This is a genomic window from Bradyrhizobium sp. 138, from assembly GCF_023074075.1.
Taxonomy (GTDB): Bacteria; Pseudomonadota; Alphaproteobacteria; order Rhizobiales; family Xanthobacteraceae; genus Bradyrhizobium.
Genome location: NZ_JADPKT010000022.1, coordinates 131867 through 146443, shown reverse-complemented (window position 1 = coordinate 146443; position 14577 = coordinate 131867). Strand labels below are relative to the sequence as shown.

The following is a 14577-nucleotide window of genomic DNA, read 5'->3' as shown; positions in this document are numbered from 1 at the left end:
GTCATGCGTGCCCTTTCGGCCGCCGCGTTCACTCTCATCCTCACCATCATCGGCTTCGTCGGCTGGGTCTACTCGCTCGGCCCGCTCCCGCTCGACGAGGCGCGTCAGGTCTCCACCACCATCGTCGATCGCAACGGCAAGCTGCTGCGCGCCTACGCGATGGCGGATGGTCGCTGGCGGCTGCCGGTCGACGCCAGGTCGAATGTCGATCCGACCTATCTAAAACTGCTGCTGGCCTATGAAGACCAGCGCTTCTACGCGCATGACGGCATCGACCCGCTGGCGCTGGGGCGTGCCGCCCTCCAGCTCGCGACGCGCGGCCACATCGTCTCGGGCGGCTCGACCATCAGCATGCAACTCGCGCGGCTGATGGAGCCGCGGCGGCAGCGTTCGCTCTACGCAAAACTGCGACAGATGGTGCGCGCCATCGAAATCGAGCGCAGCATGAGCAAGGAGCAGATCCTCGATCTCTATCTCGCGCTGGCGCCCTATGGCGGCAATCTCGAAGGCATCCGCGCCGCCTCGATCGGCTATCTCGGCAAGGAGCCGAAGCGCCTGTCACTGGCGGAGGCGGCGCTGCTGGTCGCGCTGCCGCAATCGCCGGAAACGCGCCGGCTCGACCGCCATCCCGAGACCGCGCGCAAGGCGCGTGACCGCGTGCTCGACCGCATGGTCGAGGAGCATGTGGTCAGCGCCGACGATGCAAGGCAGGCCAAGGCGGTGTCGGTGCCAACGCTGCGCAAGCCGATGCCGATCCTGGCGCCGCACGCGTCCGATACCGCGCTATCGACCGTCAAGGACACGCCGGTCATCAAGCTCACGCTCGATGCAAACCTGCAGAAGGTGCTGGAGCCGCTGGCGCGCGACCGCGCCATTGCGCTTGGACCGAACATCTCGGTCGGCATCATCGTGGTCGACAATGAGAGCGGGGACGTGCTCGCCCGCGTCGGTTCAGCCGATTATTTCGACGAGAGCCGGGCAGGGCAGGTTGACATGACCCGTGCAGTGCGCTCGCCGGGCTCGACGCTGAAACCCTTCATCTACGGGCTCGCCTTCGAGGACGGCTTCATTCATCCGGAAAGCCTGATCGACGATCGTCCCGTCCGCTTCGGCTCCTACGCGCCGGAAAATTTCGACATGACCTTCCAGGGCACGGTGCCCGTGAGGAAGGCGCTGCAATTGTCCCTGAACGTTCCGGCGATCGTGCTGCTCGACCGCGTCGGCTCCAGCCGGCTGGCCTCGCGACTGCGGCAGGCCGGCGGCAACTTGGTTCTTCCCAAGGACGAAGCGCCCGGGCTCGCCATGGGTCTCGGCGGCGTCGGCGTGACGCTGCAGGATCTCACGCAGCTCTACACCGGCTTCGCGCGGCTCGGCACCACCAAGCCGCTGCGCGAGATTATGACGGACAGCGACGACCGCGAGCCGCTCCGGCTGCTGGATCAGGTCGCGGCATGGCAGGTCGGTAACGTGCTGCTGGGAACGCCGCCGCCGGAGAATGCTGCTCACAACCGCATCGCCTTCAAGACCGGGACCTCCTACGGCTATCGGGATGCGTGGTCGGTCGGGTTCGACGGCCGCATGACCATCGGCGTCTGGGTCGGCAGGCCCGACGGTGCGCCGGTCCCCGGCCTGATCGGGCGCGTCGCCGCCGCGCCGATCCTGTTCGATGCCTTCGCCCGCACCGGCAAGACGCTGGCTCCGCTGCCGAAGCCGCCGAGGGGAACCCTGGTTGCCAGCAACGCCAAGCTGCCGTTGCCACTGAAGCGGTTCCGCCCTGTGGGGGAACTGGTGCGGACCGGCCGCGAGCAGGCGCTGCACATCCAGTTTCCGCTGAACGGCTCGCGGATCGACGTTGATCGATCGGGTAGCCGGGAGAGCGCAGCCATGCCGGTCAAGGTCGCCGGCGGCGTTCTGCCCATGACCGTGATGGTTAACGGCACGGCACTGGGCGAGATCGACGGCCGCCGCCAGCGCCTGATCGATCCGCCCGGTCCCGGCTTTGCGCGGCTCACCGTGATCGATGCCACGGGCGCCGCGGACACAGTCGTCATTCGAATTCAATGAGCCCGGCTTAAGCGGTTGTGGCGATGGCGGTTTCGGCGTAAGCGGAACCAATGGCCGAGACCTACCCAGCCCCCCGTTTTGGAGCACCCCGCGAGTCGAAATCGCCTGCAAATCCAGGCAGCGGGCTCGTGCGCATGCTCGATGTCGTCACGGCCAGTCATGCGCGCGCGGTCGGCTTCCTCGTGCTCTGCGCGCTGCTGCTGTTCCTGCCGGGCTTCTTCACCATCCCGCCGATCGATCGCGACGAGGCGCGGTTCGCCCAGGCCACCAAGCAGATGGTCGAGAGCGGCGACTATGTCGATATTCGCTTTCAGGAGGACGTCCGCTACAAGAAGCCGATCGGCATCTACTGGCTTCAGTCGGCCGCGGTCGAAGCCGCATCGGCGCTGAAGCTGCCGAAAGCCGAATTGCGCATCTGGGTCTACCGGCTGCCGTCGCTGCTGGGGGCGATCGGCGCCGTGCTCATGACCTACTGGGCCGCGCTCGGCTTCGTCACGCGGCGCGCCGCGGTGCTGGCGGCGCTGATGATGTGCGCTTCGGTGCTGCTCGGCGTCGAGGCGCGGCTCGCCAAGACCGACGCGATGCTGCTGCTCTGCGTCGTCGCGGCGATGGGCGCGATGGCGCGTGCCTATCTGTCCTGGCAGCGCGCCGAGGACGAGACGCATCCGCCCTGGAGCTGGCCCGCGATCTTCTGGACCGCGCTTGCGGTCGGCATCCTGATCAAGGGCCCGCTGATCCTGATGTTCGCCGGGCTGACCATCGTTGCGCTCGCGATTCAGGACCGCGACTCGTCCTGGCTGTGGCGGCTGCGCCCGGTCTGGGGCCTGATGTGGATGCTGGTGCTGGTGCTGCCCTGGTTCGTGGCGATCTTCTGGCGGGCCGGCGAAACCTTCTTCGCCGATTCCGTCGGCGGCGACATGCTGAGCAAGTTAGGGGCCCAGGAATCCCATGGCGCGCCGCCCGGGCTGTACCTGGCACTGTTCTGGATCACGTTCTGGCCGGGCGCACCGCTCGCGGCGATGGCGGCGCCCGCGGTGTGGCGGGCCCGGCGCGAGCCGGGCGCGCAGTTTCTGCTGGCTTGGCTGATCCCGTCCTGGATCGTGTTCGAGGCGGTGCTGACCAAGCTGCCGCATTACGTGCTGCCGCTCTATCCGGCGATCGCCATTCTCACCGCAGGCGCGGTGGAGCGGCGCGTGCTGTCGCGCTCCTGGCTGATGCGCGGCTCGGCCTGGTGGTTCGCGATCCCCGCGGCCGCCTCGATCACCGCGGTGGTCGGCGCAGTGATGCTGACGCGGCAGCCGGCCTTCGTGGCCTGGCCGTTCATCGCGGCCTCGCTGATCTTCGGCCTGTTCGCCTGGTGGCTCTACGACAACAATCGCGCCGAGCGCTCGCTGCTCAACGCGCTGGTCGCGGCGCTGATGCTGGCGGTGATCGTGTACGGCATCGTGCTGCCGTCACTGACGCCGCTGTTTCCGAGCATCGAGATCGCGCGCGCGCTCCGCAATGTCACCTGTGTCGGCCCGAAGGCGGCTGCTGCCGGCTATCACGAGCCGAGCCTGGTGTTCCTGACTGGCACCCAGACCCTGCTCACGGATGGTTCGGGCGCGGCGGATTTCCTGCGGCAAGGCAGCTGCCGTTTTGCGCTGATCGAGCAGCGTTCGGAACGCAGCTTCGTGCAGCGCGCGGAGGCGATCGGGCTGCGCTACAAGGTCGGCACCCGCATCGACGGCTATAATTTCTCGCAAGGCCGCGCGATCTCGATCTCGATCTTCCGCTCGGAAGGCACCGAATAGGATGTCGGCCTCGACCAGCACCGCGCCGCGTCCGGGCTATGCCGCGCAATTGCTCACTGTGTCGGGCCGCGCGCTGGCGCAACTGGTTCGCACACCCTCGCATTCGCGCCGCGCGGAAGCAGCGCGAAAACTGGCGCGACATTCGCTGTGGCTCAGCGCAGCGGGCGCCGCCTTGGTCATCGTTCTGATGGTCGCGTTCGACCAGACCGAGATCCAGCTGATGCCGGCTCGCGGCACACCAAGCCTATGGCCGATCCGCATCCTCACCGATTTCGGCAAGGACGAGTATCTGCTGTCGGTGCTGGGGGCTGCGCTGGTGGCTCTGGCGTTCGTTGCGGCAGGGCTCCAGGGGAAGCGCCGCGCGTTGCTGCTCAGCGTCGGCACGCGGCTGCAATTTGTGTTCCTGTCGATTGCGGTGTCGGCATTCGTCGCCGAGATCCTGAAATATCTCATCGGCCGCGGACGTCCGTTCGTCGGCGGACAGGCCAATCCGTTCAACTTCCTCCCATTTGAAGGGACGGGGGCTTATGCCAGCCTGCCGTCGGGTCATGCGGTGGCGGCGTTTGCCCTTGCGTTTGCCGTGTCGGCATTATGGCCGCGCCTGCGCGTGTTGATGTTCACTTACGCAATCGTGATCCTGCTGACGCGCCTGGTATTGCTCGCCCATCACCCGAGCGACGTCGTGGCCGGCGCCCTGGTCGGCATGGTCGGCGCCATGGCGGTCCGCTATTGGTTTGCGGCCCGAAGGCTGGGCTTCGCCATCCGCGCCGACGGCACCATCGTGCCACTTGCGGGAGCGGTCTCGGGCCGCCTCAAAGGGGTTGCCCACCGGGCATCCGCCCCATAAAAGCGGCTGCCTGCCGGGGCCGCCGGTTCCCCAGGCAGTCCCATTCCAACCACGAGCCTCGATTTGTCGTCGTCCCAGCCCTCGGTTTCCATCGTCGTTCCCGTGCGCAACGAAGCCGACAACATCGCGCCGCTGATCGCGGAGATCGGCGCGGCGCTCGATGGCCGCTGGGCCTATGAGATCATCTACGTCAACGATGGCTCGACCGATGCGACCGGCGAACGCCTCACGGCGCTCATGGCGCAGCGGGACAATCTGCGTCAGCTCCGCCACTCCCGATCGGGCGGCCAATCCGCGGCCGTGCGCAGCGGCGTGCGCGCGGCGCGCGGGGCGATCGTGGCGACGCTCGACGGCGACGGCCAGAACAATCCGGCCTTCCTGCCCGACCTGATCTCGGCGGTCGAGAACGGAGCAGGGCGCGTCGGCCTCGCTGCGGGGCAGCGCGTCGGACGCAAGGATACCGGCTTCAAGAAATTCCAGTCGCGCGTCGCGAACGGCGTCCGCAACGCCATCCTGAAGGACGGCACCCGCGACACCGGCTGCGGGTTGAAGGCATTCCGGCGTGAGGTCTTCCTGATGATGCCCTATTTCGACGGGCTGCATCGCTTCCTGCCGGCGCTGGTCCGCCGCGAAGGCTACGACATCGCCTATGTCGACGTGATCGACCGGCCGCGCCATTCCGGCGTGTCGAATTATGGCTTCTTTGACCGGCTGTGGATCGGCATCATGGATCTCGCCGGGGTGTGGTGGCTGATCCGCCGCAAGAAGCCGACACCAGATGTGACTGAGGTGAACGCATGATCATCCAATACGGTCAGGCGCTGAGCAACTATCTCTACGACGTCTTCGTCGCCAAGTTCGACTTCTGGCTGGCGTTCGGCCTGGTCGCGCAGCTGTTCTTCACCGCGCGCTTCCTGGTGCAGTGGATCGCGAGCGAGCGCGCCGGCAACAGCGTGGTGCCGATGGCGTTCTGGTTCTGCTCGATGGGCGGCGGGCTGATGACGCTGGTCTACGGCGTCGTGAAGCGCGAGCCGGTCATCATCCTCGGCCAGTCGCTCGCGACCATCATCTACATCCGCAACATCATGTTGATCATCAAGAACCGCGGCAGCGCCTCGAAGACGCTGGAGCGCTGATCAGGGTCGATCGCCGACAGAGGCAGCTCCTTCACCGCAGGCCCTGCCTTCCAGCAATGCCCGCCGCTTGACGAGGGCTTCGCTCACAAACTCGGTGAACGCCCGGACGCGGGCGGTTTCGCGCAGATCCTCATGCGTGAGCACCCAGAGTGCCGACGTCATTGCTGCGATCGGTTCTCCCAGCCGTGTGAGCCCGGGCGAGAGGTCACCGAGATAGCAGGGTAGTGCGGTCACGCCGACACCTTCGCGCGCCAGGTCGCGTAGCGCTACGAGGGAATCGGCGCGTGCCACGATTTCAGCCTGTCCGTCGATACTGTGCATCCATCGGGCAATAGTTGACGCCGAAAGACTGTCATCGGGGGCGAGCCAGCGGTGGGGAGCTGAAAGGCTCGGCGGAATGCCCGTGCGATCCAGGTAGCGTGGACTGGCATAGACGGCAAAGGCCACCGGCGCGATGCGTCGCCCGACCAGGTGTGAAGGCGGATTGGTTGCCGGCCTGATCGCAACGTCGGCGTCGCGCCGCGTTAAGCTGTACATGGCATTGGATATGGCGATCTCGATCGTGATGCCCGGGTGCTGGTCGGCAAACTCGCCGAGCGCGGCCGGAAGGACGGATGCCATGAGCGTGTCGGTCGTCGTAACGCGCAGCACGCCGGACAGCTCGAGATCGCGGCCAGCGAGACGGCGCTCCAGCGCGGCAATGGTGTCATCGACGTTCCGTGCCGCGACGATCATTTCCCTGCCGCCCGCGGTCAGGAGATAGCCGCCTGGCAGGCGTTCGAACAGGCGCAGGCCGAGCCGCTTCTCGATCACTCCAATCCGCCGCAAGACGGTGGTGTGGTTGACGCCGAGGGATCGGGCGCCGCCCGCCAGGGAGCCTTCATCGGCGACCGCGAGAACGTATCGAAGGTCATCCCAATCCAGGCGTTGGACCATCGCGAACTCCGGTTCCCAACCAAAGGCCGCCGCTGTGCGATTGCGCAGAATCGAATGGCAAAAGAACAGATCGCGCCCGGTAGTCTCTCGATCTACATCAACGCCACAAACAACGTGCCGTTGCGGTCAAGAGGAGAATCCATCATGGGCGCACCATCTCCGGAACTCTGCAATCTCTGGCTGGCCCGCGCATTCAACAGCCACAATGTAGCGGCGGCCGCCGCGATGTACCACAGCGATGCGTCGATCGTGCAGGTCGATGACGTCCACGGCGGAACCAGGATCGCGCGTGGAGCAGACGCCATCCGCGAGACGATGGCCGCCTATGTCGGACTACGGCCGCATATGGATGTCGTTACGCATCACACGACCATTGCGGGTGATTTCGCGATGACCCGCTCCCAATGGCTGATCAAAGGCGTCGGGCAGGACGGCAAGCCGGTGCAGGTTCATCATCACGGCATGGAAGTTCATCGCAAGTTGCCCGACGGCACCTGGGTTTTCTTCATCGACCATCCATTCGGCGCTGACGCGAGCTGGAGCGTCGACGCTCCCGATCACACCGAGTAGCACCGACCTCATGTTGCACGGCTTCAGGCCCTCCAACCTCGCGGGGATGGAGGCATGGTTTTCGCTAGCGCGGCAACGCCGACGCCGCGCCTGAAGCGGGCAGGGCGGCTGTCTCCGCCTCGCTCCTGCGATAGGGCTCGCCGGCCGCATCCAGCACGGGATAGGCGACCGAGCAGATATGGGAGTGGATGCGCCTGAGATCGCGCAGCACGTCCAGATGCAGCGACGTGGTCTCGATGGTCTCGGGGCGGCCCTCGCGTAGCCGGTCGAGATGCCGTTCGACCGCCGCAAGCTCGGTGTTGCGCAGCGCGGTTTTCTCCACCAGCAGCTTGCGCGCTTCGTTGGCGTCACCCGACATGAAGACGCCGAAGGCGATCCGCAGCGAGTCCATCGTGCGCTTGTGGAAGGCGGCAAGCTCATCGGCTCCTTCCGCCGAGAACTGGAAGCGCCGCTTGATTTTCTTGGTGGCGAGCTCGCTCAGGCTCTTGTCGATGATGTCGCCGATATGTTCGAGGTTGATGGCGAAGGAGATGATCTCCATCGCGCGGCGGCCTTCGCTCTCGTCGAGGCTGCCCCGCATCAACTTGGTCACGTAGAGCTTGATGGCCTCGTCGAGACCGTCGACGAAATTGTCCATCTTGGAGACCTGGTCGACCAGCGCACGGTCGCCTGTCATCATCGCAGCCATCACCTTGCGCAGCATGACTTCGACGAGATCGCCCATCCGCAACGTCTCGCGGGCGGCGTCGGCGAGCGCCAGTGACGGTGTCTCCAGCGCGGTCTCGTCGAGATAGCGCGGCCGGGCCGGGTCGGCCTCCTGCACGCGATCCGGCAAGAGGCGGGTCAGCAGGCGCGACATGGTGTCGAGCAGGCCGATGAAGATGAGCGCCGTGCCGACGTTGAAGGCGATGTGGAAAGCCGCGGTCATCTTGGCGAGATCGGGCTGCCAGGCATGCATGTGCTCGGCGATCGCGCCAAGGAAGGGCAGCACGACGGCAATCCCGATCACGCGGTTGATGAGATTGCCGACCGGCAGGCGATAGCTCGCGGGATCGTCACGCTTGGCGCCCTCGAACACGGGATTGATGGCGCTGCCGAGATTGGCCCCGAGCACCAACGCCAGCGCCGCGTCGGGCGTGATGAACTGCGAATAGGCCAGCGACATGATCAGGAGCACGCTGGCGACGCTCGAATGCACCGCCCAGGTGATGAGGGCGGCGATCACGATGCACAGGATGGGATCGCCCGTGATGGCGGACATCACGACGCGGACACCGGGCGCGTTCTCGGCCGGCGCCAGCGTGTCGAGCAGGATGTGCAGCGAGAGCAGCATCAGGCCAAGGCCGATGCAGACGCGGCCGATGTCCTTGATCCGCGAGCGCGGGCCGGAGCGGAAGGCGACGAGGCCGAGCACGAACAGCACCGGCGCAACGGCGGCGATGTTGAACGACAGCACCTGCACGATCAGCGTCGTGCCGACATTGGCCCCGAGCATGATGGCGAGCGCAGCCGCGAGGCTGACGAGACCCTCGGCCGCGAACGAAGAGGTGATCAGGGCGGTCGCCGTGCTGCTCTGGAGCAGCGCGGTAAGCCCGAGTCCGGCGGCGAAGGCGCTGGCGCGGTTGCTCAGCGCCTTGCCGAGCAGGCGCCGAAGGTCGGGGCCGAAGGCGCGCAGAATCCCGCTGTGGACCATGTGCAGGCCCCACAACAACAGCGCAACGCCGCCCATGAGATCGAGCAGAACCAACGTTCCCATGCTCCGTGTCCGGATTGGAGTCGATTGGTGAGGCTAGCGCCAAACGCTTGAGGTTCAAACCATTTCTTGGCGCATCGGCGTTAACGTTTACGCGGATTGCTCGTTCCCGCGGCGCGATGCCTTGTGAGCAGGCTCACATTGCCGCTTTGAGGGCAGCGAAGCCACGATCGAGATCGGCCTTGAGATCATCGACGCTTTCGAGACCGATATGCAGCCGCAGGGTCGGACCGCCCGGCGCCCACTTGGTCGCGGTGCGATAGGCGTCGCAGTCGAAGGGTATCGCTAGGCTCTCGAAGCCGCCCCAGGAGAAGCCCATGCCGAACAGTTGGAGCGTGTTGAGCATGGTGTCGACCGCCTTCTGCGGCGTGGGCTTCAGCACGATGCTGAACAGGCCCGACGCGCCGGTGAAGTCGCGCTTCCAGATGGCGTGACCGGGATCGGTCTCGAGACCCGGATGCAGGACGCGCGCGACCTCGGGCCGGCCAGCCAGCCAGCGCGCCATGTCGAGCCCGGAGCGATGATGCTGCGCGAGCCGCACCGACAGCGTGCGCAAGCCGCGCAGCGCCAGGAAGACGTCGTCGGGACCGGCGCAGACGCCGAGCAGGCGGATGCCCTCGGCGACCATCGGCCAGGCCTTGGCATTGGCCGAGACGGTGCCGAACATGATGTCGGAATGGCCGCCGATGTACTTGGTGGCGGCCTGCATGCTGATGTCGACGCCCTGGTCGAGCGAGCGGTGATAGAGCGGGGTTGCCCAGGTGTTGTCGTCGATGACGAGCGCGCCGCGCGAATGCGCGACCTCGGCGATGGCGCGGATGTCGGGCATCTCGAACGATTGCGAGCCCGGCGCCTCCACCAGCACCGCGCGGGTGTTCGGCTTGAACAGTTTTTCAATGCCGGCGCCGATCATCGGGTCGAAATAGGTGGTCTCGACGCCATAGCGAGCGAGCATGCCGTTGCAGAAATTGCGCGAGGGCCGATAGACGTTGTCGCAGACCAGGAGATGGTCGCCGGTCTTCAGCACCGAGAGCAGGGTGGTGGAGATCGCCGACAGCCCCGACGGGACGATGCCGACGCCGGCGCATTGCGGCCCCTCCAGCGCCATCAGCGTCTCCTGGAACGCCTTGGTGGTGGGGGAACCGTGGCGGCCATAGGTGAATTCGCCGCGATGGGCGTGAAGGTCCTCGGCGGTCGGATAGAGCACGGTCGAGCCGTGAAAGACCGGCGGATTGACGAACCCCTTCTGCGCCTTGGTGTCGCGGCCGGAGGTGACCAGCCGGGTCTCGGCGTGCTGCTCTTGGGGGTGCGAGGAATCCATGCGTCTGCTTTCAAAACCGCGTTTCCAGAGGGCGCGTCGCGCCCACGGGCAGGCCGAAAGGCCGCTGTCGTTAATAACAGAACACAGAAGAGTCCCGTCAACCCCTTGACCCGGCACGCCAGTCGTTCTGTGATGCGCAGGTGCTATTCAGTCGCCGCATGTTGAGGGGCCTGCCGCGACCTTCGATCCATCGCCTGACCGGACTTTGCGTCACAGCCAGAATGGCGGGCGCCTGCGGCGGGGATTAAGGTATTGGCCTCCCGGGATCGGCGGGTGTTCGGCAAGGTTTTTTCCAGCATGAGTCTTGCAGGGCCGGTCTTGATACGCCTGGCCCCGGCAGGGATCCTGAGACAACGTTCCTTGAGACGACTTTGAAAGGCCCAAAGCCCATGAAACGCGTAACCCTGGCTCTCACCCTTGCTCTCGCCGCCGGCCTCTCCGCCCAAGCCGCCGACGCGCAAACGCTCAAGACCGTCAAGGACCGGGGCATGTTGTCCTGCGGCGTCAGCCAGGGCCTGCCGGGATTCTCCTCGCCCGACGACAAGGGCAACTGGACCGGCCTCGACGTCGACGTTTGCCGGGCGATCGCCGGGGCGATCTTCAACGATGCGACCAAAGTCAAGTTCGTGCCGCTGTCCGCCAAGGACCGCTTCACCGCGCTGCAATCGGGCGAAATCGACGTGCTCTCGCGCAACACCACCTGGACCATCTCGCGTGATACCTCGCTCGGCGCCAACTTCACCGGCGTGACCTATTATGACGGGCAGGGCTTCATGGTGAAGAAGTCGCTCAAGGTGAATTCGGCGCTCGAGCTCAACAGCGCCTCGGTCTGCGTGCAGACCGGCACCACCACCGAGCAGAATCTTGCCGACTACTTCAAGGCCAACAACATGAAGTATGAGGTCATCGCATTCGGCACCAACGACGAAACCGTCAAGGCCTATGAAGCCGGGCGCTGCGACGTCTTCACCACCGACCAGTCGGGCCTCTACGCCAATCGCCTGAAGATCGCCAATCCCAACGACCATATGGTGCTGCCCGAGATCATCTCGAAGGAGCCGCTCGGCCCGATGGTGCGCCACGGCGACGACCAGTGGTTCGACATCGTGAAATGGACGCTGTTCGCGATGATCACCGCCGAAGAGCTCGGTGTGACCTCGAAGAACGTCGACGAGAAGGCGAAGCTCGAAAATCCCGAGCTGAAACGCGTGCTCGGCGCCGACGGCAATTTCGGCGAGCAGCTCGGCCTGACCAAGGACTGGGTGGTGCGGATCGTGAAGACGGTCGGCAATTACGGCGAGGTGTTCGATCGCAATGTCGGCGCGGGCTCGCCGCTCGCCATCAATCGCGGTCTCAACAATCTCTGGAATAAGGGCGGTCTCCAGTACGCGCCGCCGATCCGCTGATCGCCCCTGACCCGGTGGCAGCGGCATGAGCACCGAGGCCCGAAAACCGCCGCCCCAGATCGCGCTGAAGATCAGGCGCATTCTGGGCGGCAAGGCAGGCTGGAACGGCGTCGCCGTCCAGTTTGCCTTCGCGGCGATCCTGGGCTGGATCAGCTACGAGATCGTCTCCAACGCCCGCGCCAACCTCGAGAACCAGCACATCGCCGCCGGCTTCGGCTTCTTGCGAAACAATGCCGGCTTCGACGTCAACCAGACCCTGATCTCCTACACCGGCTCGGATACGTTCCTGCGCGTGTTCGTGGTCGGTCTGCTCAACACGCTCGTGGTCTCGGTGGTGGGCATCGTCTTCGCCACGTTGATCGGCTTCATCGTCGCGCTGTGCCGGCTCTCGCCCAATTGGCTGTTGTCGCGCGTCGGCGAGATCTATGTCGAGCTCATCCGCAACCTGCCGCTGCTGTTCCAGATCCTGTTCTGGTACCTCGCGGTGCTCGCGGCCTTGCCCAATCCGCGGCAGAGCATCTCGCTGTTCGGCATTGCCTTTATCAGCAATCGCGGCCTCGTCGTTCCCAGCCCGATCGGTGAGCGGGGCCTCGAGCCGTTCCTGGCGATGCTGGCGCTCGGCATCGTGGCGGCACTGGTCTTGCGCTTCTATGCCCGGCGCGCGCTGTTTCAGGAAGGGCGGATGATCCGGATCTGGCCCTATGTGCTGGGCCTGCTGTTCGGGCTGCCGCTCGCCGCGATGCTGGTATTCGGTCTGCCCTTCACCTTCGAGCTGCCGCAGCTGAAGGGCTTCAATTTCGCCGGCGGCGCGCGCATCATCCCGGAGTTCGTGGCGCTGACGCTGGCGCTGTCGACCTATACCGCCGCCTTCATCGCCGAGATCGTGCGCGCCGGCATCCTGTCGGTCCACAGTGGACAGATGGAGGCGGGGGCCTCGCTCGGCCTCAGCCGCGGCGCCACGCTGCGGCTGATCGTCGTGCCGCAGGCCATGCGCGTGATCGTGCCGCCTCTGACCAACCAGTACCTCAATCTCACCAAGAACTCGTCGCTGGCGGTCGCGATCGGCTATCCCGACCTTGTCTCCGTGTTCGCCGGCACGTCGCTGAGCCAGACCGGGCAGGCGATCGAGATCATCGCCATGACCATGGGCATCTATCTCCTGATCTCGCTGCTCACCAGCGCCGTCATGAGCGTCTATGGTTGGCGCGTCAGCCGGAGTCTGGGCGCATGAGCGATATCGCCTCGAGCAGCTTCGTTCGCCGGGACCTCCTCACCGAGCGTCCTGCGCCGGTGAAGACCACGGGCTTTGTCGGGCTGATGCGGACGCGCCTGTTCAACTCGCCGACCAACATCCTGCTCACGATCGTGGGCGCCTTGCTGCTGTGGTTCACCATCGTTCCCTCCGTCAGGTTCCTGATGGTGGATGCGGTGTGGAGCGGCAAGGACCGCACGGCATGCCTCGCGGAGAACGCCGGCTTTGCGGTCGGCGCCTGCTGGCCCTACATCCAGGCCAAGCTGCCGCAACTGATCTACGGTTTCTATCCCGAGGCCGAGCGCTGGCGTGTCAATCTCACATTCGTCCTAGCGGTCGTCCTGCTCGTGCCGATGCTCGTTCCACGGCTGCCGGCGAAGGGGCTGAATGCCGGCCTGTTCTTCCTAGCATTTCCGGTGGTCGCGTTCTTCTTGCTGCACGGCGGCGGCATCAAGGGCTTTGGCGTGAGCTGGACGGCTGACCTGCTGCAGCTGTTCGACGAGAGCATCATCAATGCCGGACAGGCCCTGCTCACTCTCAGCAAGACCTCCGCCGTCGCGCCGCTCCTCTGGATTGTCGGCAATTTCATCGTGCTGGTCGGCACGGCGATCTATTGGCTGATCTTTCCGCTGACCTGGCTGCGCGACCAACTCCTGGGAACTGGACAATCGGTCTGGACCGATTTCGCCATCACGGCTGCGATCGTCTCCCTGATCGCCTTCGTTCTCGGCGGCGGGGTTCGCACCGGCGGGCGGGCTCTGGCATCGAATGTCGCGACCTTCATCGCCATCGCCGTCGTCATCAAGTTGATGGGGCTCGATCACGGCGGCTTGCCCGTTGTGGCGACAAATCTGTGGGGCGGCCTTCTGGTGACGCTGGTGGTGTCCGTGACCGGCATCGTCACCTCGCTACCGATCGGCATCGCGCTGGCGCTCGGCCGCCGCTCCACCATTCCGTTGATCCGGATCTTCTCGATCGCCTTCATCGAGTTCTGGCGCGGCGTGCCGCTGATCACCGTGCTGTTCTTCGCCACCTACATGCTGCCCTTGTTCCTGCCCGGCAATTTTACCGTCGACGGTCTCGTCCGCGCGCTGATCGGCATTGCGCTGTTCACGGGCGCCTACCAGGCCGAGAACGTCCGCGGCGGCCTGGCCGCGATCCCGCGCGGGCAGGGCGAGGCGGCCGCAGCCTTGGGCCTGTCCTGGTGGAAGACGACCTCGCTGATCGTGCTGCCGCAGGCGTTGCGTCACGTCATTCCGAACCTCGTCAACAGCTTCATCTCGCTGTTCAAGGACACCTCGCTGGTCTCGATCGTGGCGCTGTTCGATCTGTTGGGCTCGCTGCGGGCCTCGTTCTCGGATCCGAAATGGTCGACGCCTTCGACCGCGTTCACCGGCTTCGCCTTCGCCGGGATCATCTACTTCCTCTTCTGCTTTGGAATGTCGCGCTACTCGCTGTTCGTCGAGCATCGTCTCAATGCCCACCGCCGCAACTGATCG

12 protein-coding genes are annotated in these 14577 nt (G+C 65.5%); 9 read left to right on the top strand and 3 right to left on the bottom strand.

The window, feature by feature from the left end:
- The first annotated feature begins 3 nt into the window (after positions 1–3).
- The 5 genes from pbpC (at position 4) to IVA79_RS12300 (ending at position 5840) form a co-directional block, all read left to right on the top strand.
- Positions 4–2064 (top strand): penicillin-binding protein 1C, encoded by a 2061-nt coding sequence (pbpC, locus tag IVA79_RS12320; protein ID WP_247553231.1) that lies wholly within the window; start codon positions 4–6, stop codon positions 2062–2064.
- A gap of 50 nt (positions 2065–2114) precedes the next feature.
- Positions 2115–3857: a glycosyltransferase family 39 protein gene (locus tag IVA79_RS12315; RefSeq protein ID WP_247553230.1), complete on the top strand. Its 1743-nt coding sequence runs from the start codon at positions 2115–2117 to the stop codon at positions 3855–3857.
- Position 3858: 1 nt separating this feature from the next.
- Entirely contained in the window at positions 3859–4704 is an 846-nt protein-coding gene (locus IVA79_RS12310; RefSeq protein WP_247553229.1) for a phosphatase PAP2 family protein, read from the top strand.
- Between the two features lie 63 nt (positions 4705–4767).
- Positions 4768–5505: a glycosyltransferase family 2 protein gene (locus IVA79_RS12305; RefSeq protein WP_247553228.1), complete on the top strand. Its 738-nt coding sequence runs from the start codon at positions 4768–4770 to the stop codon at positions 5503–5505.
- Positions 5502–5840, top strand: a complete 339-nt coding sequence (locus IVA79_RS12300) for a lipid-A-disaccharide synthase N-terminal domain-containing protein (protein WP_247553227.1) — start codon at positions 5502–5504, stop codon at positions 5838–5840. The genes IVA79_RS12305 and IVA79_RS12300 overlap by 4 nt, the downstream gene beginning before the upstream one ends.
- Here the strand turns inward: IVA79_RS12300 and IVA79_RS12295 are convergent, their stop codons facing one another.
- Positions 5841–6776 (bottom strand): LysR family transcriptional regulator, encoded by a 936-nt coding sequence (locus tag IVA79_RS12295; RefSeq protein ID WP_247553224.1) that lies wholly within the window; start codon positions 6774–6776, stop codon positions 5841–5843.
- Between IVA79_RS12295 and IVA79_RS36940 the strand changes: the two genes are divergently transcribed.
- Positions 6678–7346: a nuclear transport factor 2 family protein gene (locus IVA79_RS36940; protein WP_247553221.1), complete on the top strand. Its 669-nt coding sequence runs from the start codon at positions 6678–6680 to the stop codon at positions 7344–7346. The genes IVA79_RS12295 and IVA79_RS36940 overlap by 99 nt on opposite strands.
- 64 nt (positions 7347–7410) lie before the next feature.
- Here IVA79_RS36940 and IVA79_RS12285 read toward each other — a convergent pair whose 3' ends face one another.
- Together IVA79_RS12285 and metC are read right to left on the bottom strand one after the other, a co-directional pair.
- Positions 7411–9102 carry a Na/Pi cotransporter family protein gene (locus tag IVA79_RS12285; protein WP_247553218.1) on the bottom strand — a complete coding sequence of 564 codons (1692 nt, stop codon included), beginning with the start codon at positions 9100–9102 and terminating at the stop codon, positions 7411–7413.
- A gap of 133 nt (positions 9103–9235) precedes the next feature.
- On the bottom strand, positions 9236–10420 hold the full coding sequence (gene metC / locus IVA79_RS12280) for a cystathionine beta-lyase (protein WP_247553215.1): 1185 nt from the start codon (positions 10418–10420) through the stop codon (positions 9236–9238).
- Positions 10421–10809: 389 nt separating this feature from the next.
- On the opposite strand from metC, the gene IVA79_RS12275 reads away from it, so the two are divergent.
- From IVA79_RS12275 to IVA79_RS12265, 3 genes are read left to right on the top strand one after another with little or no spacing between them, the layout of a single operon-like run.
- Complete coding sequence (locus IVA79_RS12275) at positions 10810–11826, top strand: amino acid ABC transporter substrate-binding protein (protein WP_247553213.1); 1017 nt, start codon at positions 10810–10812, stop codon at positions 11824–11826.
- 25 nt (positions 11827–11851) lie between these two features.
- On the top strand, positions 11852–13057 hold the full coding sequence (locus tag IVA79_RS12270) for an ABC transporter permease subunit (protein ID WP_247553211.1): 1206 nt from the start codon (positions 11852–11854) through the stop codon (positions 13055–13057).
- Positions 13054–14574 carry an amino acid ABC transporter permease gene (locus IVA79_RS12265; protein WP_247553209.1) on the top strand — a complete coding sequence of 507 codons (1521 nt, stop codon included), beginning with the start codon at positions 13054–13056 and terminating at the stop codon, positions 14572–14574. The genes IVA79_RS12270 and IVA79_RS12265 overlap by 4 nt, the downstream gene beginning before the upstream one ends.
- Positions 14575–14577: the final 3 nt, after the last annotated feature.